Annotated in this window: 23 protein-coding genes; 14 read left to right on the top strand and 9 right to left on the bottom strand. The window is 59.0% G+C overall.

All coding sequences use genetic code 11. The features are described 5' to 3' along the window. The first annotated feature begins 95 nt into the window (after positions 1–95). Complete coding sequence (locus FEZ62_RS08805) at positions 96–2,972, top strand: class I adenylate cyclase (protein WP_172927417.1); 2,877 nt, start codon at positions 96–98, stop codon at positions 2,970–2,972. 8 nt (positions 2,973–2,980) lie between these two features. On the opposite strand, the gene rnk is transcribed toward FEZ62_RS08805, so the two are convergent. Beyond that, on the bottom strand, positions 2,981–3,391 hold the full coding sequence (gene rnk / locus FEZ62_RS08800) for a nucleoside diphosphate kinase regulator (RefSeq protein WP_069898487.1): 411 nt from the start codon (positions 3,389–3,391) through the stop codon (positions 2,981–2,983). Between the two features lie 216 nt (positions 3,392–3,607). Beyond that, the gene (gene cyaY / locus FEZ62_RS08795; RefSeq protein WP_069898488.1) at positions 3,608–3,940 is read right to left on the bottom strand and encodes an iron donor protein CyaY; all 333 of its coding nucleotides are present in this window, start codon (positions 3,938–3,940) and stop codon (positions 3,608–3,610) included. A 390-nt stretch (positions 3,941–4,330) separates the two neighbouring features. On the opposite strand from cyaY, the gene FEZ62_RS08790 reads away from it, so the two are divergent. Genes FEZ62_RS08790 through FEZ62_RS08765 form a run of 6 tightly spaced genes read left to right on the top strand, consistent with a single transcriptional unit; the run spans position 4,331 to position 8,871 of the window. Continuing rightward, positions 4,331–4,456 (top strand): lipoprotein, encoded by a 126-nt coding sequence (locus FEZ62_RS08790; protein WP_075723223.1) that lies wholly within the window; start codon positions 4,331–4,333, stop codon positions 4,454–4,456. Positions 4,457–4,465: 9 nt separating this feature from the next. Beyond that, complete coding sequence (lysA, locus tag FEZ62_RS08785) at positions 4,466–5,713, top strand: diaminopimelate decarboxylase (protein ID WP_172927416.1); 1,248 nt, start codon at positions 4,466–4,468, stop codon at positions 5,711–5,713. 5 nt (positions 5,714–5,718) lie between these two features. After that, positions 5,719–6,549, top strand: coding sequence for a diaminopimelate epimerase (dapF, locus tag FEZ62_RS08780; RefSeq protein ID WP_069898490.1), 831 nt, complete (start codon positions 5,719–5,721; stop codon positions 6,547–6,549). Further along, entirely contained in the window at positions 6,546–7,244 is a 699-nt protein-coding gene (locus FEZ62_RS08775) for a DUF484 family protein (RefSeq protein ID WP_069898491.1), read from the top strand. Before dapF ends, FEZ62_RS08775 begins: the two co-directional genes overlap by 4 nt. A gap of 38 nt (positions 7,245–7,282) precedes the next feature. After that, positions 7,283–8,179: a tyrosine recombinase XerC gene (xerC, locus tag FEZ62_RS08770; protein ID WP_172927415.1), complete on the top strand. Its 897-nt coding sequence runs from the start codon at positions 7,283–7,285 to the stop codon at positions 8,177–8,179. Next, positions 8,176–8,871 carry an HAD-IA family hydrolase gene (locus tag FEZ62_RS08765; RefSeq protein WP_069898493.1) on the top strand — a complete coding sequence of 232 codons (696 nt, stop codon included), beginning with the start codon at positions 8,176–8,178 and terminating at the stop codon, positions 8,869–8,871. Before xerC ends, FEZ62_RS08765 begins: the two co-directional genes overlap by 4 nt. 125 nt (positions 8,872–8,996) lie before the next feature. On the opposite strand, the gene sutA is transcribed toward FEZ62_RS08765, so the two are convergent. From sutA to glnK, 4 genes are all read right to left on the bottom strand, one after another. Further along, positions 8,997–9,323, bottom strand: coding sequence for a transcriptional regulator SutA (gene sutA / locus FEZ62_RS08760; RefSeq protein ID WP_069898494.1), 327 nt, complete (start codon positions 9,321–9,323; stop codon positions 8,997–8,999). 234 nt (positions 9,324–9,557) lie between these two features. Next, positions 9,558–10,808 carry an ammonium transporter gene (locus FEZ62_RS08755; RefSeq protein WP_172927414.1) on the bottom strand — a complete coding sequence of 417 codons (1,251 nt, stop codon included), beginning with the start codon at positions 10,806–10,808 and terminating at the stop codon, positions 9,558–9,560. An 81-nt stretch (positions 10,809–10,889) separates the two neighbouring features. Next, the gene (locus FEZ62_RS08750) at positions 10,890–12,203 is read right to left on the bottom strand and encodes an ammonium transporter (protein ID WP_069898496.1); all 1,314 of its coding nucleotides are present in this window, start codon (positions 12,201–12,203) and stop codon (positions 10,890–10,892) included. A gap of 36 nt (positions 12,204–12,239) precedes the next feature. Beyond that, positions 12,240–12,578 carry a P-II family nitrogen regulator gene (gene glnK / locus FEZ62_RS08745; protein WP_003096476.1) on the bottom strand — a complete coding sequence of 113 codons (339 nt, stop codon included), beginning with the start codon at positions 12,576–12,578 and terminating at the stop codon, positions 12,240–12,242. Positions 12,579–13,004: 426 nt separating this feature from the next. On the opposite strand from glnK, the gene FEZ62_RS08740 reads away from it, so the two are divergent. From FEZ62_RS08740 to FEZ62_RS08730, 3 genes are read left to right on the top strand one after another with little or no spacing between them, the layout of a single operon-like run. Beyond that, on the top strand, positions 13,005–13,277 hold the full coding sequence (locus tag FEZ62_RS08740; protein ID WP_172927413.1) for an accessory factor UbiK family protein: 273 nt from the start codon (positions 13,005–13,007) through the stop codon (positions 13,275–13,277). 39 nt (positions 13,278–13,316) lie between these two features. Then, a complete protein-coding gene (locus FEZ62_RS08735; protein WP_172927412.1) occupies positions 13,317–14,825 on the top strand; it encodes a YifB family Mg chelatase-like AAA ATPase in 1,509 nt (502 codons plus the stop codon). Positions 14,826–14,876: 51 nt separating this feature from the next. After that, positions 14,877–15,464, top strand: coding sequence for a DUF427 domain-containing protein (locus FEZ62_RS08730; RefSeq protein WP_172927411.1), 588 nt, complete (start codon positions 14,877–14,879; stop codon positions 15,462–15,464). 130 nt (positions 15,465–15,594) lie between these two features. Here the strand turns inward: FEZ62_RS08730 and FEZ62_RS08725 are convergent, their stop codons facing one another. Further along, positions 15,595–16,395, bottom strand: coding sequence for a gamma-glutamyl-gamma-aminobutyrate hydrolase family protein (locus FEZ62_RS08725; protein WP_069898499.1), 801 nt, complete (start codon positions 16,393–16,395; stop codon positions 15,595–15,597). A gap of 376 nt (positions 16,396–16,771) precedes the next feature. Beyond that, a complete protein-coding gene (locus tag FEZ62_RS08720; protein WP_090509986.1) occupies positions 16,772–17,689 on the bottom strand; it encodes a LysR substrate-binding domain-containing protein in 918 nt (305 codons plus the stop codon). 100 nt (positions 17,690–17,789) lie between these two features. Between FEZ62_RS08720 and FEZ62_RS08715 the strand changes: the two genes are divergently transcribed. Continuing rightward, complete coding sequence (locus tag FEZ62_RS08715; protein WP_172927410.1) at positions 17,790–19,118, top strand: FAD-binding oxidoreductase; 1,329 nt, start codon at positions 17,790–17,792, stop codon at positions 19,116–19,118. An 18-nt stretch (positions 19,119–19,136) separates the two neighbouring features. Continuing rightward, positions 19,137–20,537 (top strand): NorM family multidrug efflux MATE transporter, encoded by a 1,401-nt coding sequence (locus FEZ62_RS08710; RefSeq protein ID WP_069898502.1) that lies wholly within the window; start codon positions 19,137–19,139, stop codon positions 20,535–20,537. A gap of 45 nt (positions 20,538–20,582) precedes the next feature. Here the strand turns inward: FEZ62_RS08710 and FEZ62_RS08705 are convergent, their stop codons facing one another. Then, on the bottom strand, positions 20,583–22,256 hold the full coding sequence (locus tag FEZ62_RS08705; RefSeq protein ID WP_172927409.1) for a bifunctional diguanylate cyclase/phosphodiesterase: 1,674 nt from the start codon (positions 22,254–22,256) through the stop codon (positions 20,583–20,585). A gap of 265 nt (positions 22,257–22,521) precedes the next feature. Here FEZ62_RS08705 and rep point away from each other — a divergent pair, with 265 nt between their 5' ends. Together rep and FEZ62_RS08695 are read left to right on the top strand one after the other, a co-directional pair. Further along, positions 22,522–24,531 (top strand): DNA helicase Rep, encoded by a 2,010-nt coding sequence (gene rep / locus FEZ62_RS08700; protein ID WP_172927408.1) that lies wholly within the window; start codon positions 22,522–22,524, stop codon positions 24,529–24,531. Positions 24,532–24,617: 86 nt separating this feature from the next. Continuing rightward, positions 24,618–25,190, top strand: a complete 573-nt coding sequence (locus FEZ62_RS08695; protein ID WP_069898505.1) for a xanthine phosphoribosyltransferase — start codon at positions 24,618–24,620, stop codon at positions 25,188–25,190. The last annotated feature ends 32 nt before the right edge of the window (positions 25,191–25,222 follow it).

Below are 25,222 nucleotides of genomic sequence, written 5' to 3'. Positions count from 1 at the left end.
GCCGATTGCCTTAAGAAATCCGGCGGCTGGGCGATATAGCGTCTAAACCTATTCCGCCCGAAGAGCCTTACAGGCATCTGCAGTCGAGCCTGAACATGACGCGCAACCAAGAACTCCGCCCAGACCTAGACGACGGTATCGACCGTAAAGTCCTGAGCCAGTTGCGCGCGCGATTCATGAGCATTAATCAAGGCCGCCTGCTGCGCGCCCTGCAACCACTCTCGGCAAGGCAGCGGGCCGTGATAAAGCTGCTGCCACTGCTGTTTGATGTAAACCATCCTTTGCTGCCCGGTTATGTCAGCGGACTTACGCCTGCCGGGCTCAGCGCCTATCAGCCAGACAGCGAGGCGCTGGCCGAGGCGCAGCGTTTAACGCGCTCGTTCTCCTACAAACCGCTGCCAAGAATGGCGCCCAGAGCGCTGCACGGGCTGTTTTTGATGGGCAGCCTCGGCACGCTGGCGCAAGCGGAACAGAGCGACATGGATGTGTGGCTGTGCCATGCCCCGGACATTGACGAACAAGGGCTGGCGGAATTGCGCAACAAAGCCCGGCTGCTGGAGCAGTGGGCGATCAGCATGGGCGCGCAGCTGCATGTGTTTCTGGTCGACCCGCAGCGCTTCCGGCAAGCCGAGCGCGATGCCCGCCTGACCTCGGATGACTGTGGCACGACCCAGCATTACCTGCTGCTCGACGAGTTTTATCGCACGGCAATCTGGCTCGCCGGCCGCACACCGCTTTGGTGGCTGGTGCCGGCATTTGAAGAGCACCGTTATGACGACTACACCCATCAACTGCTGAGCAAGCGCTTCGTTGCTGCTGACGAGGTCATCGACTTTGGCCATCTGGCGCACATCCCGCCGAATGAGTTCGTCGGTGCCGGTATGTGGCAGTTGTTCAAGGGTATCGAGTCGCCTTACAAGTCCGCGTTAAAACTGCTGCTCACCGAGGTTTACGCCAGCGAGCATCCGCAGGTCGAGTGCCTGGCCTTGCGCTTCAAGCGCGCGGTGTACGCCAACCAACTCGACCTCAATGAACTCGATCCATATCTGGTGGTGTATCGCCGGCTGGAAGAATATTTGAGCACCAGCCAGAGCAGCGAACGGTTGGAGATGGTGCGTCGCTGCCTGTACCTGAAAGTTAATCGCATGCTCAGCCGGCCACCGCGCAACCGCCAGAAAAGCTGGCAACGCGTGCTCCTCGAAAAGCTATGCCGGGAATGGCAGTGGGATGAACGCCAGTTGCGCCTGCTCGACAGCCGCAGCCAGTGGAAACTTCGTCAGGTCAGTAACGAGCGCCGCATGCTGATCAACGAACTGACCTACAGCTATCGCTTCCTGCAGAAATTCGCCGCCGACCTGAAAATCAGCACCTCGACCAGCAAGCGCGACCTGGCGCTACTGGGCAGGCGTTTGTATGCCGCCTTTGAACGGCGTCCGGGCAAGATCGAATTCTTCAATCCGGGGATAGCACCCGACTTGGGCGAGGATGCACTGACGCTGGTTCAGCATGCCCAGTCAGACACTGCAGAGCCCACGCAATGGGCACTTTACAGCGGCAATCTGGTGGCCAGCGAGATCAGCAATTTTGCGCCGTTAAAACGCACCAGCAACCTGATCGCGCTACTTACCTGGTGCCATCGTAACGGGGTGATCGACAGCGGCACGCATTTGTCATTGCATCCGGGCAGCAGCGACCTGAGCGAGTTCGAGCTGGCCAATCTGCTCGACAGCCTGCAACAGACCATCAAACTGCCGCTGGCTACCGCCACGGAAGACGAACTCCTGCGCAGCAGCATTCCGCGTTCAGTGTTGTTACTGGTGAATGTCGGCATCGACCCGCTGAAACAGCACAGCCAATTGAATGTTCATCTGGCCACCGACCAGACCGATGCACTGAATTACTCGGGCGCGCAGGACAATCTGGTGCAGTGCATAGACCGCGTCACGCTCAACAGCTGGAACGAGGTGCAGGTCAAACATTATCAGGGGCCCAATGCACTCCTCGACTGCTTGCGCGATCACCTTGATACGCTACCGGTGAATGCAGAGCTGCCTGCGCTGAGCGTGAAATGCTTCTGCCGCAACCGCGCCAATACCATTACCAAACGCGTTGAAAGCCTGTTTATCGAAAGCCAGAAACACTATCGCGCGGCAAGGCCGAGTCGCTTTCTGTTGCAGATCCAGCATCAGTATCACGTGCTCGAGTTGGTCCCCAGGCAAGTGCGCCATGTAGCGCTGAAAAACCGCGCGGCACTGGTGGATTACCTAGGCCAGCCACAAAGCCAATTTGTCGATTTGCGGCTGGACAGCAATGCCCTGCCCCGCGACGATCTGAGACTGATTCTCGGCAGTGCCCGCACTGATTGTATTCAGGTGTTCTACCGCCTGTTTACGCAAACTCAGGAAGCCGAGATCAGCGTGCTCGACGAGCACAATGCCCTCTGGCGCCAGCGCTGCCCGCTGCAAAGCGAGCAACACCTGTTGATCCCGCTGGATCGTCTGCTGCAATCGCTGCTGTTCCGGCGCAGCGCGCGCGGCCAGCTCGACCCGTCAACGTCGCCGGATGAACTTGAGGTGGTGTATTACCAATTGCTCTGCAACAACAATGGCATGGTCACAGGCGTGCAGCGCATCGAGCTGCAACGCTCGACCGTGAGTGATCCGTTTTACGATATTCAGGCGATTATCGAGCCAGGCGCTGGCAAGCGCTTGCAGGTGACGCTGTATTGCAATCACCGCGAATTCTCGGCGCTGGAATACGCCGAAGGTCTGTTCGTCGCCGTGGCCCGCGAGATACTCGCGCAACGCAAAGCTGACGAAAACTATCCGTGCTACATCAGCGATATCGACTACACGGCTGTAGACCAGCAAAAACCGATGCAGACAGTGCAGGCGTTGCGCTACAAGACCACACTGGAATTGGCGCTGAACAAGGCGCTAAGCAGCCCCAAACTCAACGCCCAGCCTCGGTAGCGAGGGACTCAGACGCCGATATCGCCCGCCGCTTCTGGCTGATATTCGACTTCGAGCAGGGTCAGTTTGAGCACTTTGCCTGTCGGCGAAGTCCAGTCAATCTGCTGGCCCACAGTGAGACCCAGCAAGGCGCTGCCCACCGGCGCAAGAATAGAAACCTTGCCTTCGCCGCCGGCATCCTGTGGATAAACCAGCGTGAGGTGATAGTCCTTGCCGCTGACTTCTTCGCGGCAATGCACGCGCGAGTTCATGGTGACCACACCCGCTGGCACTTCATCCGGACCCACGACTTCGGCGCGGTCCAGTTCATCCTGCAAGGCTTCTGCGCCCGGACCAAAATCTTCAAGGCTGTCGAGCAGGCGCTCAAGGCGCTGCATGTCGAGGCGGGTAATCGTGATCGACGGTGTGGTGTTACTCATGATGAAGGCAGCTCTCCTGATTGACTTGCGAAAATTTAATCCTGAAAAAAGCAAAACCCCGCCTCAGAGACGGGGTTTGATAAACACGCAGCCTGACCGTATCACAGCCATTTAAATAAACAAGACCGTGCGGTCATGATGCCGGTGCCTTATCGGGCATAATTGCCCCAGACTATCGCAGGTTAGGCCGCAGCCACGAACAGGCCTGCTGGAGAATCAGAGTTCATCGAACTCCAGGTCGGCGCCGGATTGCTCCTGAGTAATGCGCACCAGCATTTCGCCCAACAGCTCATCGCTGCTGTCGCAGATCCAGCGGTCGGAGTCCTGATCGTAATCGAAGTGGAAACCACCCGAACGCGCTGCAACCCACAATTGGCGGATCGCTTCCTGACGGCTGAGGATCAATTGTGTGCCGTTCTCGAAACGTACAGTGAGTACGCCCGCCGAATTTTCCAGATCGATATCCAGATCGCTGTCATCGAAAATGTCTTCTACCGCTTGCTGTGCGGCATCCACCAAATCGTGAAAGCGGGCTTCGGTCAAACTCATTGCGCACTACCTCTGTTCTACAAAAACGATAATTTGCCACGCTGACAATTGGCCAGCACCACCTGAATTGGCTCGCAGCATAGCCGAGCAAGGCTTGCGCGGCACCCTTGGCGCACGCTTTATTGTGCCTGACGATCCCGCCGCCCAGCCGCAAAAGCGCATTTCAGACACCAAACCCCGGGCGGGCTGCGCCTATTGTGCAAAAAACCATCACAGCTAAACAGCCCCATACAGGTTACGGTGACTCGCCCGCCCAGCTGACCGCCGCCTATCGCCCAAGCATTTACCCATGCAGCAAAGCCCCGCCAGACGGAAACCCCAGCGCATAGGCAAGCTGGCAGGGGGTCGGTATACTCGGGCGCAATAGTGATTTATTACAAGGATTTCCCCATGAAGCGACTGCTTACCGCCTTTATCGCGCTCGTCGCCGTCACTTCCCTGCTCTCAGGCTGTGGTCAGAAAGGCCCCCTGTATTTGCCGGATGACAGCCAAGCCGACGCAGCGCAGACCGAATAGGGACGGAATATGAACGTTTTCAACTACCGCGACGGTGAACTGTTCGCGGAAGGCGTGGCGTTGTCCGCCATTGCCGAACGCTTTGGTACGCCGACGTATGTTTACTCGCGTGCGCACATTGAAGCGCAATACAACGCCTACGCCGACGCGTTGCAGGGCATGCCGCATCTGGTGTGTTTTGCGGTCAAGGCCAACTCCAACCTCGCGGTGCTGAATGTTCTGGCGCGCCTCGGTTCGGGTTTCGATATTGTCTCGCGCGGTGAGCTTGAGCGTGTACTGGCCGCTGGCGGCACGCCGGACAAGATCGTGTTTTCCGGTGTGGGTAAAACCCGCGACGACATGCGCCGTGCGCTGAGTGTTGGCGTGCATTGCTTCAACGTCGAATCACGCGACGAGCTTGAGCGCCTGCAGGAAGTAGCGGCCGAGATGAAGGTCAAGGCTCCGGTTTCGCTGCGGGTCAACCCGGACGTCGACGCGGGCACTCACCCGTATATTTCGACCGGTCTCAAAGAGAACAAGTTTGGTATCGCCATCAGCGAAGCCGAAGCGGTTTATGCCCGTGCAGCCGAGCTTTCGAACCTGCAGATTATCGGCGTCGATTGCCACATCGGCTCGCAGCTGACCACGCTGCCGCCGTTCCTCGATGCGCTGGACCGCCTGTTGGTTCTGGTCGACCGCCTTGCCGAGAACGGCATCCAGATCAAGCATCTGGATCTGGGTGGCGGTTTGGGCGTGCAGTACCGCGATGAAGAGCCGCCACTCGCCGGTGACTACATCAAAGCGGTACGCGAGCGTCTGGCAGGCCGTGACGTGGCACTGGTGTTCGAGCCGGGTCGCTCCATCGTCGCCAACGCCGGTGTTCTGCTGACGCAGGTTGAATACCTCAAGCACACCGAACACAAGAATTTCGCCATTGTCGATGCGGCCATGAACGACCTGATTCGTCCGGCGCTGTATCAGGCCTGGATGGATGTGAAAGCCATCAAGCCACGTGACGCAGCAACCCAGCAGTACGACATTGTCGGGCCGATTTGCGAGACTGGCGACTTCCTTGCCAAAGACCGCGAGCTGGCGTTGGCCGAAGGTGATCTGCTGGCTGTTTGCTCGGCCGGTGCCTACGGTTTTGTGATGAGTTCCAACTACAACACGCGCGGCCGTGCGGCCGAAGTGATGGTGGACCACAACCGCGCCACGGAAGTACGCAGCCGCGAGACCTACAGCGAACTCTATGCGGGCGAAAGCCGGCTGCCGGAGTAACCGCGATGCTTCTGCGCTTTACCAAAATGCACGGGCTGGGCAATGACTTCATGGTCCTCGACCTGGTCAGCCAGCACGCGCATATCCAACCCAAGAATGCCAAGCAGTGGGGCGACCGCTACACGGGCGTCGGTTTCGATCAGCTGTTGATCGTGGAGCCGCCGAGCAACCCCGATGTCGACTTCCGCTACCGGATTTTCAACTCCGACGGCACTGAAGTCGAACAGTGCGGCAACGGTGCGCGCTGTTTCGCCCGCTTTGTACTGGACAAGCGCCTGACCACCAAGCGCACCATCCGGGTTGAAACCAAAGGCGGCATCATCGAGCTTAACGTGCGCAATGACGGCCAGATCACGGTCGACATGGGCCCGCCCCGCCTGATCCCGGAGCAGATCCCGTTCCAGGCCGAGGCACAGGCGCTGAGTTATCAGGTGCAGGTTGACGAGCAGTGCGTCGAGTTGGCGGCCGTGTCGATGGGCAACCCGCATGCGGTGTTGCGCGTGGATAACGTCGGCAACGCGCCGGTGCACAGTCTCGGCCCGAAAATTGAACATCACCCGCGCTTCCCGCAGCGAGTCAATGTCGGCTTTTTGCAGGTGATTGACCGCCAGTTTGGCAAGTTGCGCGTGTGGGAACGTGGCGCCGGGGAAACCCAGGCGTGCGGCACTGGCGCGTGCGCGGCAGCAGTCGCGGCGATCAGTCAGGGCTGGATGGACTCACCCGTGCAACTGGAATTGCCAGGCGGCAAACTCACAATCGAATGGGCAGGCCCCGGCCAATCGGTCATGATGACCGGCCCGGCTGTACGCGTCTACGAAGGACAGGTTCGCTTATGACAGACCAGCAGGATTCACCCAAGCCACTCGACTCGGAAACAGTAGCCGCTTACCTGCGCCTGCACCCGGAGTTCTTCATCGATCACGATGAGCTGATCCCCGAGCTGCGCATTCCGCACCAGCGCGGCGACACTATTTCACTGGTTGAACGGCAGGTGAAACTGCTCCGCGAGCGCAACATCGAGATGCGTCATCGCCTGTCTCAGCTGATGGACGTGGCGCGCGACAATGATCGTCTGTTCGAGAAAACCCGCCGCCTGACCCTCGATATTCTCGATGCTGCTAGCCTTGAAGAAGTGGTCATCGCGGTTGAAGACAGCCTGCGCAATGAGTTTCAGGTGCCCTTCGTCAGCCTTATCCTGTTCAGCGAAACAACCTTGCCGGTCGGGCGCTCGATGGCCATCAGCGAAGCCCAGCAAGCCATTGGCGGCCTGATGACCAGCGGCAAAACCATCTCTGGCGCCCTGCGCGAACACGAGCTGGCATTTCTGTTTGGTAAAACCGCTGCGACCGATGTCGGCTCTGCCGCCGTCGCGACCATTTCCCATCAGGGCCAGCATGGCGTCTTGGCAATTGGCAGCGCTGATCCACAGCACTACAAGAGTTCGGTCGGCACACTTTTTCTCAGTTATATCGCCGAGGTGCTGGCACGGGTTTTACCGCGCCTGGCCACGCCGCTGCGATCGGTGCGTTAAGAGGCCACGCCAGCAATCGACGCCCTCCGGGAGCCATCATGCAAACCCAGCTGGACGCCTACCTTGAGCACTTGCGCAGTGAGCGCCAGGTTTCCAGCCACACGCTGGATGGCTACCGCCGCGACCTGATCAAGCTGCGTGAGTTTGCCGAGCGCGAAGCGATCAGCGACTGGAACGGCCTCGACATTGCCCGCCTGCGGCGCCTGATCGCCCATCTGCACAAACAAGGTCAATCGGGCCGCAGTCTGGCGCGCCTGCTCTCGGCCACACGCGGCCTGTACAAATACCTCAATCGTCTGGGTTACTGCCAACACGACCCGGCTAACGGCCTGATGCCGCCCAAGGGCGAACGCCGGCTGCCGAAGACGCTGGACGCCGATCGCACCTCGCAATTGCTCGACGGCGCCGTGGAGGACGACTTCATCGCCCTGCGCGATCAGGCCATGCTTGAGCTGTTCTATTCATCTGGTTTGCGCCTCTCCGAGTTGGTCAGCCTCAATCTCGACGGCCTCGATCTGCCAGCCGGTCTGGTGCGCGTGATCGGTAAGGGCAACAAAACCCGTGAGCTTCCAGTTGGGCGCATGGCCCGCAAGGCACTGGAAAACTGGTTGGCCGTGCGCGTACTGAGCAATCCTGCGGACGGCGCGGTGTTTGTCAGCCAGAAAGGCAAACGCATTGGCGCACGCGCGGTGCAATTGCGGGTCCGTGAAGCCGGCGTGCGCGAGCTGGGCCAGCATGTTCATCCGCACATGCTGCGTCACTCCTTTGCCAGCCATATTCTCGAGTCGTCGCAAGATCTGCGCGCGGTTCAGGAGTTACTGGGCCATGCTGATATCGCCACGACCCAGATCTACACCCATCTCGACTTTCAGCATTTGGCCACGGTCTACGACCAAGCCCATCCGCGAGCAAAACGTAAAGGCACCTCTGAATGACCATCAAGCTAATCACCTTCGACCTCGACGACACGCTGTGGGACGTTACTCCGGTGATGCAAGACGCCGAAACGGCGCTGCGTAACTGGCTGGTGATGTATGCGCCGAAACTTGGCGCGGTGCCGGTCGAGCACTTATGGGCCATCCGCAATCGCCTGCTGGAAGCGGAGCCTGGCCTGAAGCATCGGCTCAGCGAGCTGCGTCGGCGAATTCTGCTGAATGCGCTGTGCGGTGCTGGCTACCCTGCAAGCGAGGCTAAGGCCCTGGCTGAAACCGGTTTTCAGGTGTTTCTCGCGGCGCGTCACCAGGTCGAGCTGTTCGCCGAGGTGCATCCAACGCTGGAAGCGCTGGCGAGTCGTTACAAGCTCGGCGTGATCACCAACGGCAACGCGGATGTGCGCCGGCTGGGGCTGGCCGACTATTTCCAGTTTGCCCTGTGCGCGGAAGATCTTGGCGTGGGCAAACCCGACCCCAAGCCGTTTGAAGAGGCGTTACGCCTGGCCGGAGTTGCGCCTGAGCATGCGGTGCATATCGGCGATCATCAAAGCGATGATATAGGCGGCGCCAAGGCTGCTGGCCTGCGTGCGATCTGGTTCAACCCGCAAGGGCGAATCTGGGAGGGCGAAACAGCCGCAGACGGTGAAGTGCATAGTCTGGCAGAGCTGCCAGCGCTATTGGATAGCTGGGAATAGCATAAGGCCGCGACACTGTTCTACAGGCAAAAGCACCTGAGCGTGGCGCGGCACTATGCCGGGCACTGCTGAAAAGTCCGCGGACGCCGCTTGCGGGCGGGTACTTTTCAGCAACCCGGATCTGATCAGATAGGGCGGCTGCCGTACTTGCTGTCGGGCTTTTTGGGCGGATCGGAAACCACGTTGGGTTCGACTTCCTGCACCTTGCCACCACGCGCCAGAAACTCTTCCATTGCCTGCGCCAGTGCATCACGTTCTTTCTGCTTCGCTTCTACGCTTGGCAGGTCATCCGGATCCACAGCAGCCTTGGCTTTGGTCTTGCTCTTGCTGGTGGTTACGACTTCACCGTCATCATCGTCAGAAGAATCGATATCGTCGGCTGTTGCCAGCTCCTCGCTATCGTCCTCTTCAACGCTGTCCATATCGTCTTGTTCCAGATCTTCGTCGCTCATGTTCAACCTCATGACTTGCGAAAGCAGAATAGTTATAGCCCAGCGCAGCCGTTTTAAAAGCACCGCCAGTAAAAATTCAGATGCCCTTGCATGACATAGACGCACAAAGTCTTCGACGTCAGCTCGGACGCAGATCCGGCTGCATGGCAATCCCGGATCTACGGCGCGCATTCTAGCGTGCCCGCAGAAAAAACAAAGGGCGCCAGAGGCGCCCTCGTTAAAACTTTTGGCTAATCAGGACTTGGTGAACTCCGGATAAGCTTCCATGCCGCATTCTGCAATGTCGACACCTTCGTACTCTTCTTCTTCGCTGACGCGCAGACCAATCACTGCTTTGATGATCGACCACACCACCAGGCTGGCTACAAACACCCAGGCGAAGATCGAGGCGATACCCAGCAGCTGAGCGCCAATGGTTGCGTCCGGGTTGGTCAGGCAAACTGCCAACAGGCCCCAGATACCGCAAACACCGTGTACCGAGATCGCACCCACCGGGTCATCGAGTTTGAGCTTGTCCAGAGCAAGAATCGAGAACACCACCAGAACGCCGCCCACACCACCAATCAGAGTGGCTTGCAGGGCAGACGGGGTCAGCGGCTCAGCAGTAATTGCCACCAGGCCAGCCAGCGCACCATTGAGTGCCATGGTCAGGTCGGCCTTGCCGAACAGGATGCGCGCTACAATCAGCGCCACGATCAGGCCGCCGGCAGCTGCCATGTTGGTGTTAACGAACACCTGAGCCACTGCGTTAGCGTCTTCGATGGTGCTCATTTTCAGCTGTGAGCCACCGTTGAAGCCGAACCAGCCCATCCACAGGATGAACGCGCCCAGTGTTGCCATCGGCAGGTTGCAGCCCGGAATCGCATTGACCTGGCCGTTAGGGCCGTATTTGCCTTTGCGTGCGCCCAGCAGCAGTACACCGGCCAGAGCAGCAGCAGCGCCCGCCATGTGCACAACACCCGAACCTGCGAAGTCGAGGAAACCAGCGCTGTTAAGGAAGCCTGCGCCCCATTTCCAGAAACCCTGAACCGGGTAGATGAAACCAGTCATCACCACCGCGAAGGTCAGGAATGCCCAGAGCTTCATACGCTCGGCAACTGCACCCGAAACGATCGACATGCAGGTTGCAGCAAACACAACCTGGAAGAAGAAGTCGGAACGCAGCGAGTAGTAAGGGGCATCATCGCCACCCGCCAGAACGGCTTCGGCGGTGTGCTCATCACCAATCAGGAAACCCAGGCTTGGCAGAATGCCGCCTTCAGGGCTCGAATACATGATGTGATAACCAATCACCAGATACATCACACTCGCTACCGCATAGAGCGCGATGTTTTTGGTGAGGATTTCAGTGGTGTTCTTGGCGCGTACCAGGCCGGATTCGAGCATGGCGAAACCTGCCGCCATCCACATAACCAGTGCGCCGCAAATCAAGAAGTAGAATGTATCAAAGCCATACGTCAATGCAGTCAATGCTGTGTTGTCCATGTGCCACCTCGCTCCGATGCGCTTTTATTGTTAGCGCTATTCGCTTGAAGCGCCCGGGTTGGCTCCGGGCGCCCTCAGTGTTTAAAGGTTGTAACCGCGCTCGTTGTGCAGGGCGAGATCGAGACCGATGGTCTCTTCTTCCTCGCTGACGCGCAGGCCCATCACCATGTCCAGCACCTTGAGGATGACGAAGGTCACCACGGCGGTGTAGATAACGGTGAATGCCACGCCCTCGAACTGCACCCAAAGCTGAGCAGGAATGTCTTCGACTGTGCCGAAACCGCCCAGCGAAGGCGCTGCAAATGCCCCCGTGAGGATTGCCCCGACGATGCCGCCCACTGCGTGCACACCAAACACATCCAGCGAGTCGTCATAACCCAGCTTGCGTTTGAGTGATGTGGCGCAGAAGAAGCAGATAGTCCCCGCAGCAAAACCGATCACCAAAGCCCCCATCGGCCCTGCAGTGCCCGACGCCGGAGTAATGGCTACCAGGCCTGCAACAGCACCCGAAGCAATACCCAGAACGCTTGGCTTACGGTGAGTGATCCACTCGATGAACATCCAGCTCAGTGCCGCAGCAGCTGTAGCAATCTGCGTGACCAGCATGGCCATGCCCGCAGTACCGTTAGCTGCAACAGCGGAACCCGCGTTAAAACCGAACCAGCCGACCCAGAGCATGCTCGCGCCAATCAGCGTGTAGCCCAGGTTGTGTGGTGGCATGGCTGTAGTTGGGAAGCCTTTTCGCTTGCCCAGCACCAGACACGCAACCAAACCTGCGATACCCGCGTTGATGTGCACGACCGTACCGCCCGCGAAGTCGAGAACGCCCCAATCCCACATCAGGCCACCGTCACCACTCCAGACCATGTGAGCGATCGGCAGATAGACGATGGTGAACCAGATCGCCATGAACACCAGCATCGCCGAGAACTTCATGCGTTCGGCGAAAGCGCCGACGATGAGGGCCGGGGTGATGATGGCGAAGGTCATCTGGAAGGTAATGAACACGCTTTCCGGAACGCTGGCGACCAGGCTGTCGACCGTCAAACCGCTGAGGAAGGCTTTGGAAAGGCCGCCCACAAACGAGTTGAAGTTGACGACGCCCTGCTCCATGCCCGTGGTGTCAAAAGCCATGCTATAGCCGTAGACAACCCACAGGACGCTAATAAGAGCGCAGATTGCAAAACACTGCATGAGCACCGACAGGACGTTCTTGGAACGCACCATACCGGCGTAAAACAGTGCCAGACCAGGGATGGTCATGAACAATACAAGAACGGTTGCTACCAGCATCCAAGCTGTATCACCGCCGTTCAGACTTGCCTCATCGGCCAGGGCAATTCCCGGAACGAGAGACAAAAGGGCTCCTAGCCCTGCGAATTTACGCAGAGTCATGGTTTAACTCCTGGGGCGTGGGGTTCGGTTCGGGGCTTAAATCGCGTCTGTATCGGTTTCGCCGGTACGGATGCGGATCGCCTGTTCCAGGTTAACTACGAAAATTTTGCCGTCACCGATCTTGCCGGTGTTGGCTGCTTTGGTAATGGCCTCGATGACGCGATCGAGTTGATCGTCAGCGATGGCTACGTCGATTTTTACTTTTGGTAGAAAATCGACCACGTATTCGGCGCCGCGGTACAGTTCGGTATGGCCTTTCTGACGACCGAAGCCTTTGACTTCAGTGACAGTGATGCCCTGCACGCCGATCTCCGACAGTGATTCGCGGACGTCGTCCAGCTTGAACGGCTTGATGATGGCAGTGACTAGCTTCATGTAACTCTCTCCCGTGTAAGGTGGACTTGCCCCAGGAATTTCGAACCCGGCTCAAGTCTAAGCGCAGTGTCTGGCTTTTGTAATGCACCGGTTGCCTTGAAAGCCGAAATAGCTGCAGGACAACCTGTTCTCAACCAACCGCTACCAGCGAAACACTTCCCCGCTTCGCCTGACGCACCGGAACTGCATCGGTGCATCCGTCATCAAGGACTAAGCAGATTCCTTGCCAAAGTCGTGAAAAGCTCAATTTTTCATGCAGTTAGCCCTAAAACACTGGTTTTCAGGCGGGTTTGACCAACGGTATACGCACAACATCGGTGCACAGCGCCAAGCCGCTACGCTCGATAATCGGGCGCGCCGGAGCGCTGCCTTCTGCGGCAGAAAACGCGTGATACACTGGCGCCAAACGTATCTGGATAAACACCTATGTTGCCGCCAAAAGCCCTGCTTGATGCTCTCAGCACCCACGCATCCCGCCTGTTCAGTGGTGATACACCCCTACCACGTAACGAATTCGAACAGCAATTCAAGATGATGCTGCAAAGCGCATTCAGCAAACTCGACCTGGTCAGCCGCGAAGAATTCGACAGCCAGATGGTTGTACTGGCCCGCACACGCGCCCGCCTTGAAGCCCTTGAAGCCAAGGTCGCGGCCATGGAAACAGACGCCGAACAGACGCCACCACCACCCGCCGAGTAAACCTCACTCGCGGGGCGACAGCTGATCAAGGAGTGATCAATGTCCCTGGCCATCGTCCACAGTCGCGCCCAGGTTGGCGTGGAAGCGCCGCCGGTTACCGTCGAGGCGCATTTGGCCAACGGCCTTCCTTCGCTGGCGTTGGTCGGCCTGCCGGAAACAGCGGTCAAGGAAAGCAAAGACCGGGTGCGCAGCGCCATTCTCAACTGCGAATTCGACTTCCCCTCCCGGCGCATCACCCTCAATCTGGCTCCCGCCGACCTGCCCAAAGATGGCGGACGCTTCGATCTGGCCATCGCCTTGGGGATTCTTGCCGCCAGCTCGCAGATTCCGCCAGCAGCGCTGGCGCAGGTCGAATGCCTGGGCGAGCTGGCATTATCCGGGGCAATCCGCCCCGTTCAGGGTGTATTGCCCGCCGCATTGGCAGCGCGAAGTTGCGCACGCACCTTAGTGGTGCCTAAAGCCAACGCCGAAGAAGCCAGCCTGGCCACGGGACTGATCGTGATAGCCGCCGACCACCTGCTGGAGTTGGCCGCGCACTTTAATGGTTCATCGCCTATCGAACCGTTTGTGTCTCAGGGTTTACTGCGCCAGACGCGTCCCTATCCAGACCTTGCTGAAGTGCAGGGCCAGACAGCCGCCAAACGCGCCCTGCTGGTGGCCGCCGCCGGATCGCACAATCTATTGCTCAGCGGTCCGCCCGGCACTGGCAAAACCCTGCTAGCCAGCCGCCTTCCCGGCTTGCTGCCGCCACTGGATGAACAGGAAGCGCTGGAAGTTGCAGCCATCCAGTCAGTCGCCAGCCATAACCCTCTGGAAGCGTGGCCGCAGCGACCCTTTCGCAATCCGCATCACAGCGCCTCGGCGCCCGCGCTGGTTGGAGGCGGCAGTCGTCCGCAGCCTGGAGAAATAACGCTGGCCCATCAAGGTGTGCTGTTTCTTGATGAGTTGCCCGAGTTCGACCGCAAGGTGCTTGAAGTCTTGAGAGAGCCGCTGGAAAGCGGTCAGATCGTCATCGCCAGAGCCCGCGACAAAGTCCGTTTTCCGGCGCGTTTTCAGTTGGTGGCCGCGATGAACCCTTGCCCGTGCGGCTTTCTCGGTGACCCCAGCGGGCGCTGCCGTTGCAGCCAGGAACAGATCCAGCGCTACCGCAGCAAGTTATCCGGGCCGCTGCTCGACCGAATCGACTTGCACATAACCGTCGCCCGCGAAGCAACGGCGCTGCATGTTGCAACCGACAGCCACAGCCATAACGGCCCCGACACTGCCACCTGCGCCCTTCAGGTGGCCAAAGCACGCCAGCAACAATTGCAGCGTCAGGGCTGCGCCAATGCTTTTCTCGACCTTGCCGGTTTACGTCAACACTGCGCATTGAGCACAGCGGATCAGACCTGGCTGGAAAACGCCTGCGAACGTTTGGCCTTGTCGCTGCGCGCCGCTCATCGCGTGCTGAAGGTTGCACGTACGCTGGCAGACCTGGAGTCCGCGCCGGACATCAATCGCCAACAGCTGGCAGAAGCGCTGCAGTACCGCGATCACCCACAAGGTTGATCACAACACACACGCATCGGCTGAATGCCTGTTGCCTGCGGAGAACTTGTCATGAGCACTGTAGATAACACTCCAAGCGACCTCACGGACGTACCGCCAGAATTGCACGCCGAAGTGCTCAAATGGCGCACTGTAGAGCGCCTGCGCCCAGAGCACATTGTGCTTGCGGGGCCGGGGCAAGAGTCGGTCTGGGATTACCCGCGGCCACCCAGGGTCGAACCCGTGAGCGCCACGATTACTGTGGTTTTTCACGGCCTTACTCTGGCATCCAGCCAGAACGCCTATCGGGTGATCGAGACATCCGGCGCACCGGTGTATTACATCCCGCAATCCGACATAAACATGGAATGCCTTGAGCCCAGCGCCCGGCAAACCTTGTGCGAATGGAAAGGCAACAGCGCCTATTTCAACGTCAATGTGGATAACCACACCGCCGCAGATGCTGCATGGACTTATCCACAGGCGTGGGGCGAGTTTGCCGTGATCAGCGGCTACATTGCCTTCCATCCGGCCCAGATGAGTGAGTGCTGGGTCAATCAGGAACTGGCCAGACCGCAGCCCGGCAATTACTACGGCGGCTGGGTAACCGACGCGATTGTCGGCCCATTCAAAGGCGAACCCGGCTCGGAAGGCTGGTAAAGCAATCGCGCACCAAATCGGTGCAACACCAGCAATTAGCCTCTGCGGACGTTGGCATGCCGGGCTCTCAGAATAAATTACAGGCAAAAAGAAGCCCGGCATAACCGGGCTTCTTTAGTAAACGCGGGTATTAAGCCGCGCTGGATACTTGCTTGCTCTGGCGCTGACGGCAGGCTTCACCGAACGCTTCGAACATTTTTACCGAGTCCGGGTTCTGCGCAGCTTGCCATTCCGGGTGCCATTGCACCGCGAACAGGAAGTTCGACAGGCTCGGCGCATGGAACGCTTCAACCAGCCCATCTTCAGCAAACGCCAGCGGCTCCAGGCCTTTAGCGAGGGTTTTGATGCCCTGACCGTGCAGCGAGTTAACACCAATTTCCTCAGTTGCCAGCAGCTTGGCCAACCATGAGCCTTCTTTCAGGCGCACGTTGTGGCTCTGCGCATACTGCACATCAACCGGGTCATTGGGGTTTTCACGGTGGTCATTGAAGCCAGGTTCGGCGTAGAGCTTCTGGTAGATATCGCCGCCCAGTGCAACGTTGATTTCTTGCATGCCACGGCAGATGGCGAAGATCGGCAGGCCACGCTTGATGGCAGCACGGATCAGCGGCATGTCGAACATATCGCGATCAATGTCCTGGCCTTTCTCAGGCGTCATGTTTTCCTGACCGTAAAGCGAAGGCTCGATATTCGAACCGGCGCCTGTCAGGTAAACGCCATCGACCATATCCAGATATTGCTCAATGTCGTCAGGACCGCAGCACGTCGGCGCGAGCAGCGGTACACAACCAGCGAAGTCGACAACTGGTGTGATGTATTTGTGGGTCATTACTTGATACAGGTGGCCCTTGCGTTCGTGGACCCCCATGGACATCAGTACAACGGGTTTGCGTTTAGATTTAGAAGTATTAGCACTGTCGTTTTTGGACATACGTCACCTTGAGGCAGGTCGGCCTGCCGTTGCTGTGCAGGAAGGGCGAGAGACTCGCAGCGCATCCTGTTTGGCACGGATCGTTTGTCTGGCAGCGTGGTTTGCAACCCGCAGAGGGAGCACGCCTTGACGCAGGGAGTGGAAGGTAACCGAACCTTCCGCGACGGCTGCCTGACGAACAGAACCGCCCACACAGATTGCCCGAACCGTAAAATATGTCAAACACTTCCCGCTAAAATGCTGAAAATTCTTCCGCCGTCATATTGCCCACACGCACCGTATAACGGTCGATTAAACCCAGCAAACCCGCAGCCAGACTGGCTACGAGTCCATTATTTTTTACGATAAACCGATGTACGCCCAGATCGGGGCCAGACTATAGATAGCGCACCTGCGGCAGGGTCATCGCCTGCACCTCATTCTCGAGAAACTCGCTGAGCCGGTGATAACGCTGCTGATTGCGCCGCGCCTTGGGCCATACCAAGTAGTAACAGCTGCCGCTGGCAACCGCAGTCGACCACGGCAGGCCGAGGCGTCCTTCGGCAACATCCTCCGCCACCATCACCAGATCACCAATCGACACACCATAGCCGCGCGCTGCCGCGACGATACCCAACTCCAATGTGTCGAATACCTGACCACCCTTCAGCGGCACCTGATCGAGCAGTTGCATGGCCTGCAACCACTGACGCCAGTCGCGCCGGTCGGGTGTCGGGTGAAGCAGCTCTGCGCCTTGCAGGCGTTGCACATCCCACTCGCCGTCCCGCGCCAGCTCCGGCGCACAGACCGGGGTCAGCCACTCGGCAAACAGCAACCGACACTCCCACTCTGCCGGGAAGTTGCCGCGCCCAAGCAACACGGCGCAATCGAAGGGCTCGCGCTGGAAGTCCACCTGGTCGACATCCATCCACGCGCTGGTGAGCTGTATTTCGGCCTCTTTATTAATCTGCCGAAACCGCGACAGGCGCGAGAGCAGCCAGCGCATGGTCAGCGTCGACGGGGCTTTCATGCGGATAACCGAATCGTCGATATGCAGCGGCATGCACGCCCGCTCCAGGGCATCGAAACCATCACGCAGGCCCGGCACCAGCAACCGGCCTTGCTCAGTCAGGCGCAGGTTGCGCCCATTGCGCTCAAACAGACGGCAATCGAAATGCGTCTCCAGCGTGCGGATATGCCGACTGACTGCGCTCTGCGTAATCAGCAGTTCTTCGGCAGCCCGGGTGAATGAGGCATGCCGGGCTGCCGCCTCGAAAGCGCGAAGTGCATACAGGGGCGGGAGCTTACGATTCATAGATGACTAAAACTCATGCTAGATATACCTATTATCCCTTTGCCGTTTACGGGCTCAGTTTCCCATACTGCATAACTCAATACCTGTTTGCGAGATTGCCATGAGCCACGGTTGCTATCCACTTCACCCCTCACTTGCCTCAGCGAGCGAACTGCCACGCGAAGTCGATATGGTGATCGCCGGCTCAGGCATCATGGGCTGCGCGACAGCTTACTACTTGAGCAAACAGGGATTATCGGTACTGGTTTGCGACAAGGCCGGCCTTGCCAGCCAACAGTCCACCCGCGCGTGGGGCTTTGTTCGCCAGCAGGCCCGCGACCCCGCCGAAGTACCCTTGATGATGGCGGCCATGCCTCTCTGGCAAAACCTTGAGCATGAGCTGCAGTTGCCCTTGGAGTGGCGTCAGGGCGGGTGTTTGTATCTGGCCGAAACCGAACAGCATCTGAGTGAATATCAGGAGTGGCTAGGCGTGGCGCAACAGTTCGGGCTCGACACCCGCGTGCTCAGCCGCAACGAAGTCGCGGAAAAGATCCCCGGTTTGGCCGATCCGGCTAAAGGCGGACTGTTCACCGCAAGTGATGGTCAGGCCGAGCCTCGTCGCGTCACGCCCGGCTTTGCCCTGCGCGGCTTCGAAGCTGGCGTGCATTTCGCCGAAGGCTGTGGCGTCACGGCCATCGACCGCGCAGCCGGAGCCATTTGCGGGGTACAAACCGAGCGCGGCTATGTCAAAACCAAGCGCGTGTTGATCGCCGCCGGCGCCAGCAGTTGGCGCCTGCTCAAGCCGCTAGGGCTGGAGATTCCGCAGCAGGCCATTCGCAGCACCGTCTCGCGCACCAGTCCGGGCGCGGATATTGGTGCCTGCAGTTTCATTGGGCATGGCATCGGCATGCGCCAGCGCGCCGATGGCAGCATCAATCTGGCCGACGAGGCGCAGGCCGACATCGACCTCAGCCTGAGCTTCTTACGTGGTGCATCCTGGTATTTGCCGCTGTTGCCCGAGCATCACCACAGTTTCCGATTCCGTCTCAATGGCGCGTTTTTACACGACCTGCGCCAGCGTTTTAGCGGCAATGATCCGGCCATTGCCGAGCGCGACCCGCATGCCCTGCCGCAAGCCGAACGCATCAAGCGTGCGCAGGCAGCACTGGGCCGCGCCTTCCCGCAATTGCGCGGTGTTCGGGTGATCGAAAGCTGGGCCGGATTCATCGACGTACTGCCCGATGGCATCCCGGTGCTGGATGCTCCGTCGCAAGTGCCGGGCTTGCTGATCGCGACCGGCTTCTGCGGCCACGGCTTTGCGATGGGACCGATTGTCGGCAAGTTGATGAGCCAGTGGGCCACCAGCGGCCAACCTGGTTTTGACCTCAAGGCCTTCGGCTGCTCGCGCTTTGCCGACGGCACCGCGGGCAAACCTTATTCGCTGTTTTAAGCAGGATATCCGCAGGCCATGCTGCATTCGAACAAACGTGAATTTGTCGCCATCCTGCGCCTCGCCGGGCCATTGATCGTTGCGCAACTGGCGCACGTGCTCATGGTGTTTACCGACACCGTGATGATGGCCATGCTCGGCCCAGACGAACTGGCAGGCGGCGGCTTGGGGGCCGCGACCTACTCGTTCGTGTCGATTTTTTGCGTGGGCACGATTGCCGCTGTCGGTAATCTGGTGGCGATCAAGCATGGCGCCAACGATGCCGCCGGCGTTACCCGCATCACCCAAAACGGCCTGTGGATGGGCTGGATGCTCGCGCTCGGTGCGGGTCTGCTGCTCTGGAACCTGGAGCCGCTGCTGCTGAAACTCGGCCAGACACCGGCCAACGTGGCCATGGCAGCGCCGTTTCTGAGCACGCTGGTGTTTGCCCTGCCTGGCTACATGACATTCATGGCGCTGCGCGGCTTTACCAGCGCCATCGACCGGCCCGGCCCGGTTGTGGCGATCAGCATTGGCGGCGCCGTGGCCAACTTCGTACTCAACTATGCGCTGATTAAAGGCTGGTTCGGCTTGCCGCCCATGGGTCTCGCTGGCATTGGCTTGGTGACTGCGATTGTGATGAGCGTAATGGCCTTGCTGCTGCTCTGGCATGTCATGCATCACAGCGCCTACAACGCCTATCCGCTGCAACGCGGCCTGCTCCGCCCACAGCTTGAAGAGCTGCGCGAACTGGTGCGTCTGGGCTTGCCAATTGGCGGCACCTATGCGGTGGAGTCCGGGTTATTTGCCTTTGCCGCGCTGTGCATGGGCGCGATGGGCAGCACGCAGATAGCCGCGCACCAAATCGCTATCCAGTCGGTGTACGTCGCCTTCATGGTGCCGGTGGGCATTTCCTACGCAGTCACCTTTCGTATTGGCCGCCACTACGGCGCCAACAATTTGCTCGAGGCCAGACGCGCGGGCAGGCTCGGTCTACTGCTCGGTGCAGGCTGCATGCTCGGCTTTGCCGCGTTGTTCTGGCTGGCGCCGCACTTTGTTGTCGGCCTGTTCCTCGACCCGCAAGATCCGCAATTCAGTGATGTCGTCGCAATGGCTGTCAGCCTGCTGGCGATTGCCGCCCTGTTTGAATTGTTCGACGGTATCCAAACCATCGCCATGGGCGCGATTCGGGGCCTTAAAGATGCCAAGACCACCTTTTACGTTGGCCTGCTGTGCTATTGGCTGATCGGTGCACCGCTGGCCTGGTCACTGGCGTTCCCGCTGGGCTGGGGCGCTGCAGGCGTGTGGTGGGGGCTGGCCGGGGGCTTGGCGTGTGCGGCTGTAGGCCTGAGCCTGGGCTTTGAATGGAAAACCGCGCGCCTGCTGCGTGCCGAGGGCGCAGGAATAGCGCTAGCTGAATCTGCGGTCGAACGCGCGTAGCTGACGCGCGTAGCTGAAAATGCCGGGGGCTAAACGGGCGTGGAGCTAGTTCTGTGCCATGCCCAGTTGCGCATGGCGGGGAGCCTGCATCAGAAAACGCACCAGCTCGTTGAGCGGCAGGCCCTTGCTGATCAGATAACCTTGCGCCTGATCGCAGCCGAATTGACGCAGCAGCATCATCTGTTCGGTGTCTTCCACACCTTCGGCGACCACTTCCAAATTGAGGTTATGCGCCAGGTTGATCATGGCGCGCACCAGTTGGCGGTTTTCGGTGCGCTCAGTCATGCCGCCGACAAAGCTCTTGTCGATTTTGAGCAGCGTGATCGGCAGGTTGTTGAGGTGCACGAACGATGAGAAACCGGTGCCGAAGTCATCCAGCGAGAAGCGCACGCCCAGCTCACCCAGCGCAAGCATGGTCTGCTGTACCTGATCGCTGCGGCGCATGATCGCCGTCTCGGTCAATTCAAACTCCAGCCAGCGCGCATCGACGCCGCGTTCTGCAATCAGACGACTCAGGGTCGGCAATAGCTGGCTGTCCTGAAACTGGCGGAACGACAAATTGACCGCCATGTGCAGCGGCGGCAGGCCACGGCCGAGCAACCACTGCATATCGCGCAGCGCACGGGAGATAACCCAATAACCGAGCGGCACGATCAGCCCGCTCTCCTCCGCCAGAGGCACAAACTCGCTCGGCGGCAACAAACCACGCTCAGGATGTTGCCAGCGCACCAGCGCTTCCAGCCCGACGACCCGGCCAGCCTTGAGGCACAGCCGCGGCTGATAATGCAGCACCAGTTCATCACGGCGCAGAGCACGGCGCAGTTCGCCTTCGAGATCGGTCTGGCCACGCGCATCGCGGGTAATGCGCTCGTCATAGACATGGTAGGCGCAGCCCTGCTGGCCTTTGGCTTGCTGCATGGCGATATTGGCGTGCCACATCAGCGGGTCGGCAGCGCTGACGCTGTTGGCATGTGCCAACCCCAGACTGCAACCGAGCAGCAGGCTTTCGCCATCCACCCAATAGGGTTCAGCCAGCGCTTCACAGATCTGCTCGCCAACCAGCTCGACTCGTTTCGGATCGCGGCGGGTGTCGAGCAACAAAGCAAATTCATCGCTGCCCAAGCGGGCAATTTGATCGCCGGCCTGAAGCAATGCTTTTAGCCGTGCGACCACTTGTAGGATAAGTCGGTCACCGGCGCGAAAACCCAGCGCATCGTTAACGTGGCGGAAGTTATCCAGATCAAGGTGGCCCATGGTCAAGCCACGGCCTTCGTTTGAAGCCAGTCTGGCTGCCAGCAGAGTCTGGAAGCCCTGCCGATTGGCGATTCCGGTGAGGGCATCTTGCTCGGCCAACCGGTTGAGCGTCTGCCGCAGCGTGCCTTGCTCGCGCACGTAGCGCAGCGAACGACGCAACACATCGCCAGTGACACGCTCACGCACCAGCCAGTCGCTAACCCCTTCGGGCTCGTTTTCGGGCTCTTCTTCGAGTAACAGGATGACTGGTAACGGGCAGGTGCCGGGAGCCGGCTGGAATTCTTTGGTCGTCAGCAACAGGCCGTTGCCGCAATTATGGAAGAGGCTACGCGCCACATCCCAGGAAGGTGCCGTAATCAGCGGGAATGGACATGCCTCAGCCCCAAGGAGCTTACGTAATAGTTCTGGCCAACCAGTAGCATCGGCTAAGAGAACCAAGCGTAAGGGTTCGACGAGCGCGGACAAGCAACTTCCCCCAGACCACAAAAATTTCGACGGAGATCCGTCTCGCTGCACCATTAAATGATGTCTTTTCAAACACCTCCGTGTGTCCTTAAGTGCATCCTGCTCTAAAGCTGATTTTTCGACAAGTGCTCAAGGGTAAAGGATTAGATGTTTCTCCCCGTCAGCAGATTTTTCAATGTGTGCGGCAAGACACACTTCCAGACGGTTAGGGCACAACGCGCTCAGCCTGTTAAAATGCCCGGCTACTTCTTTGGTGATCAGTGCAATGTCCCGACTTAACCCCCGGCAAAAAGAAGCCGTGAATTACGTCGGCGGCCCTCTTTTGGTGCTCGCCGGCGCTGGCTCCGGCAAGACCAGCGTGATCACCCGAAAAATCGCTCATCTGGTGCAGAACTGCGGCGTGCGCGCCCAGCACATTGTCGCGATGACCTTCACCAACAAAGCCGCGCGCGAAATGAAAGAACGTGTCGGCACCTTGTTGAAAGGTGGCGAGGCGCGCGGCCTGACGGTTTCGACGTTCCACAATCTGGGCATGAATATCATCCGCAAGGAATATGCACGCCTCGGCTACAAGCCCGGTTTTTCGATATTCGATGAGGGCGATATCAAAGCGCTGCTCAGCGACATCATGCAGAAAGAGTACGCGGGCGACGATGGCATCGACGAGATCAAGAACTACATCGGCTCGTGGAAGAATGACCTGATCCTGCCTGATCAGGCGCTGGCCGAGGCGCGCAACCCGAAAGAGCAAACTGCCGCCATCGTTTATCTGCATTACCAGCGCACGCTCAAGGCCTACAACGCAGTGGACTTTGACGACCTGATCCTGATGCCGGTGAAGCTGTTTCAAGAGCACGCCGATATTCTCGAGAAGTGGCAAAACCGCATCCGCTACTTGCTGGTCGACGAATATCAGGACACCAACGCCAGCCAGTATCTGCTGGTAAAGCTGCTGGTGGGCACGCGCAATCAGTTCACCGTGGTGGGCGACGATGACCAGTCGATTTACGCCTGGCGTGGCGCGCGGCCGGAAAACCTGATGCTGCTGAAAGATGATTACCCGTCACTGAAAATCGTCATGCTGGAGCAGAACTACCGCTCTACCAGCCGCATTCTCAAGTGCGCCAACACCCTGATTGCCAACAATCCGCATGCGTTCGAGAAGCAGCTGTGGAGTGAAATGGGCGTGGGCGATGAGATCCGGGTGATTCGCTGCCGCAACGAAGACGCCGAGTGCGAACGGGTCGCCATGGAAATTCTCACCCTGCACCTGCGTAAAGACCGCCCCTATAACGACTTCGCCATTCTTTATCGCGGTAACTATCAGGCCAAGCTGATGGAGCTGAAACTCCAGCACCACCAGATTCCTTATCGCCTGAGTGGCGGCACCAGCTTCTTTGCCCGTCAGGAAGTAAAAGACCTGATGTCCTACTTCCGCCTGCTGGTAAACCCGGACGATGACAACGCCTTCTTGCGCGTGATTAACGTGCCACGCCGCGAAATCGGCTCGGCCACGCTGGAGAAGCTGGGGAATTACGCCACTGAGCGCAAGATCAGCATGTACGCCGCCGCCAGCGAGATTGGCCTCGGCGAACACCTCGACAACCGCTACACGGAGCGCCTGGCGCGCTTTGCCCGGTGGATGGATGGCGTGCGTCAGCAATGTGCGCAGAACGACCCGATAGCGGCGCTGCGCAGCATGGTCATGGATATCGACTACGAAAACTGGCTGCGCCAGAACGCCTCCAACGACAAGGTCGCCGATGCCCGCATGGGTAACGTCTGGTTCCTCATCGAAGCGCTGAAAAACACTCTGGAGCGTGATGAAGACGGCGACATGACCATCGAGGATGCCATCGGCAAGCTGGTTCTGCGCGACATGCTTGAACGCCAGCAAGAGGAAGAGGAAGGCGCCGACGGCGTGCAGATGCTGACGCTGCATGCCTCCAAGGGCCTCGAATTTCCCTATGTGTTCATTATCGGCATGGAGGAAGAAATCCTCCCGCACCGCTCCAGCATCGAGGCGGACACTATCGAGGAGGAGCGCCGTCTGGCGTATGTGGGCATTACGCGCGCGCGGGAAACCCTGGCCTTCACCTTTGCCGCCAAGCGCAAGCAATACGGTGAAATCAGTGACTGCTCGCCGAGCCGTTTCCTTAACGAACTGCCGCCTGAAGACCTCGAATGGGAAGGTCTTGAGGATGCGCCCGTAGAAGTAAAAGCCGCCCGCGGCAATGCCGCACTGGCAGACTTGCGGGCAATGCTGAAAAAATAACCGCTGAATGCCCGCACAATGGCTGCATTCAACGCTATAAATTCCGACACCAGTACGGAAAATCACACCAAAACGAGGGTAACTGCGTGGAAGCGCTGAAACAGAAAATTCGCCAAGAAGGCATTGTGCTTTCTGAGCAGGTACTTAAGGTCGATGCCTTTCTTAACCATCAGATCGACCCGAAACTGATGCAGCAAATCGGCCATGAGTTTGCCGTGCGCTTCCGCGATCAGAACATCACCAAGATCGTCACCATCGAAGCGTCCGGTATCGCACCGGCAGTCATGGCCGGTCTGGAACTCGGTGTACCGGTAATTTTCGCGCGTAAATACCAGTCGCTGACACTCAAGGATGACCTGCTGACCTCGAAGGTTTACTCCTTCACCAAGCAGACCGAAAGCACCATTGCCGTTTCGGCCAAGCACCTGACTGCTGACGACCACGTACTGGTAATCGACGATTTCCTGGCCAATGGCCGCGCCGCCAAAGCCCTGATCGACGTGATCGAGCAGGCAGGCGCCAGCATCGCCGGGATTGGTGTGGTCATCGAGAAGTCATTCCAGGCCGGTCGCGCCGAACTGGACGCTCAGGGTTTCCGCGTAGAATCACTGGCGCGCATCAGCTCGCTCGCCGACGGCGCAGTCAGCTTCCTCGAGTAAGCCAGACGTTGAGTAACGGCGAATACGCCGTT

The organism is Pseudomonas sp. MS19, from assembly GCF_013277615.1.
GTDB lineage: Bacteria > Pseudomonadota > Gammaproteobacteria > Pseudomonadales > Pseudomonadaceae > Aquipseudomonas > Aquipseudomonas marincola.
This window is presented reverse-complemented; position numbering and strand designations above follow the sequence as displayed.

Bases quoted from the DNA above. Each gene is read 5' to 3' on its own strand.
- FEZ62_RS08805 (WP_172927417.1), top strand. From the start codon at position 96: ATGACGCGCAACCAAGAACTCCGCCCAGACCTAGACGACGGTATCGAC.
- rnk (WP_069898487.1), bottom strand. From the start codon at position 3,391: ATGAGTAACACCACACCGTCGATCACGATTACCCGCCTCGACATGCAG.
- cyaY (WP_069898488.1), bottom strand. From the start codon at position 3,940: ATGAGTTTGACCGAAGCCCGCTTTCACGATTTGGTGGATGCCGCACAG.
- FEZ62_RS08790 (WP_075723223.1), top strand. From the start codon at position 4,331: ATGAAGCGACTGCTTACCGCCTTTATCGCGCTCGTCGCCGTCACTTCC.
- lysA (WP_172927416.1), top strand. From the start codon at position 4,466: ATGAACGTTTTCAACTACCGCGACGGTGAACTGTTCGCGGAAGGCGTG.
- dapF (WP_069898490.1), top strand. From the start codon at position 5,719: ATGCTTCTGCGCTTTACCAAAATGCACGGGCTGGGCAATGACTTCATG.
- FEZ62_RS08775 (WP_069898491.1), top strand. From the start codon at position 6,546: ATGACAGACCAGCAGGATTCACCCAAGCCACTCGACTCGGAAACAGTA.
- xerC (WP_172927415.1), top strand. From the start codon at position 7,283: ATGCAAACCCAGCTGGACGCCTACCTTGAGCACTTGCGCAGTGAGCGC.
- FEZ62_RS08765 (WP_069898493.1), top strand. From the start codon at position 8,176: ATGACCATCAAGCTAATCACCTTCGACCTCGACGACACGCTGTGGGAC.
- sutA (WP_069898494.1), bottom strand. From the start codon at position 9,323: ATGAGCGACGAAGATCTGGAACAAGACGATATGGACAGCGTTGAAGAG.
- FEZ62_RS08755 (WP_172927414.1), bottom strand. From the start codon at position 10,808: ATGGACAACACAGCATTGACTGCATTGACGTATGGCTTTGATACATTC.
- FEZ62_RS08750 (WP_069898496.1), bottom strand. From the start codon at position 12,203: ATGACTCTGCGTAAATTCGCAGGGCTAGGAGCCCTTTTGTCTCTCGTT.
- glnK (WP_003096476.1), bottom strand. From the start codon at position 12,578: ATGAAGCTAGTCACTGCCATCATCAAGCCGTTCAAGCTGGACGACGTC.
- FEZ62_RS08740 (WP_172927413.1), top strand. From the start codon at position 13,005: ATGTTGCCGCCAAAAGCCCTGCTTGATGCTCTCAGCACCCACGCATCC.
- FEZ62_RS08735 (WP_172927412.1), top strand. From the start codon at position 13,317: ATGTCCCTGGCCATCGTCCACAGTCGCGCCCAGGTTGGCGTGGAAGCG.
- FEZ62_RS08730 (WP_172927411.1), top strand. From the start codon at position 14,877: ATGAGCACTGTAGATAACACTCCAAGCGACCTCACGGACGTACCGCCA.
- FEZ62_RS08725 (WP_069898499.1), bottom strand. From the start codon at position 16,395: ATGTCCAAAAACGACAGTGCTAATACTTCTAAATCTAAACGCAAACCC.
- FEZ62_RS08720 (WP_090509986.1), bottom strand. From the start codon at position 17,689: ATGAATCGTAAGCTCCCGCCCCTGTATGCACTTCGCGCTTTCGAGGCG.
- FEZ62_RS08715 (WP_172927410.1), top strand. From the start codon at position 17,790: ATGAGCCACGGTTGCTATCCACTTCACCCCTCACTTGCCTCAGCGAGC.
- FEZ62_RS08710 (WP_069898502.1), top strand. From the start codon at position 19,137: ATGCTGCATTCGAACAAACGTGAATTTGTCGCCATCCTGCGCCTCGCC.
- rep (WP_172927408.1), top strand. From the start codon at position 22,522: ATGTCCCGACTTAACCCCCGGCAAAAAGAAGCCGTGAATTACGTCGGC.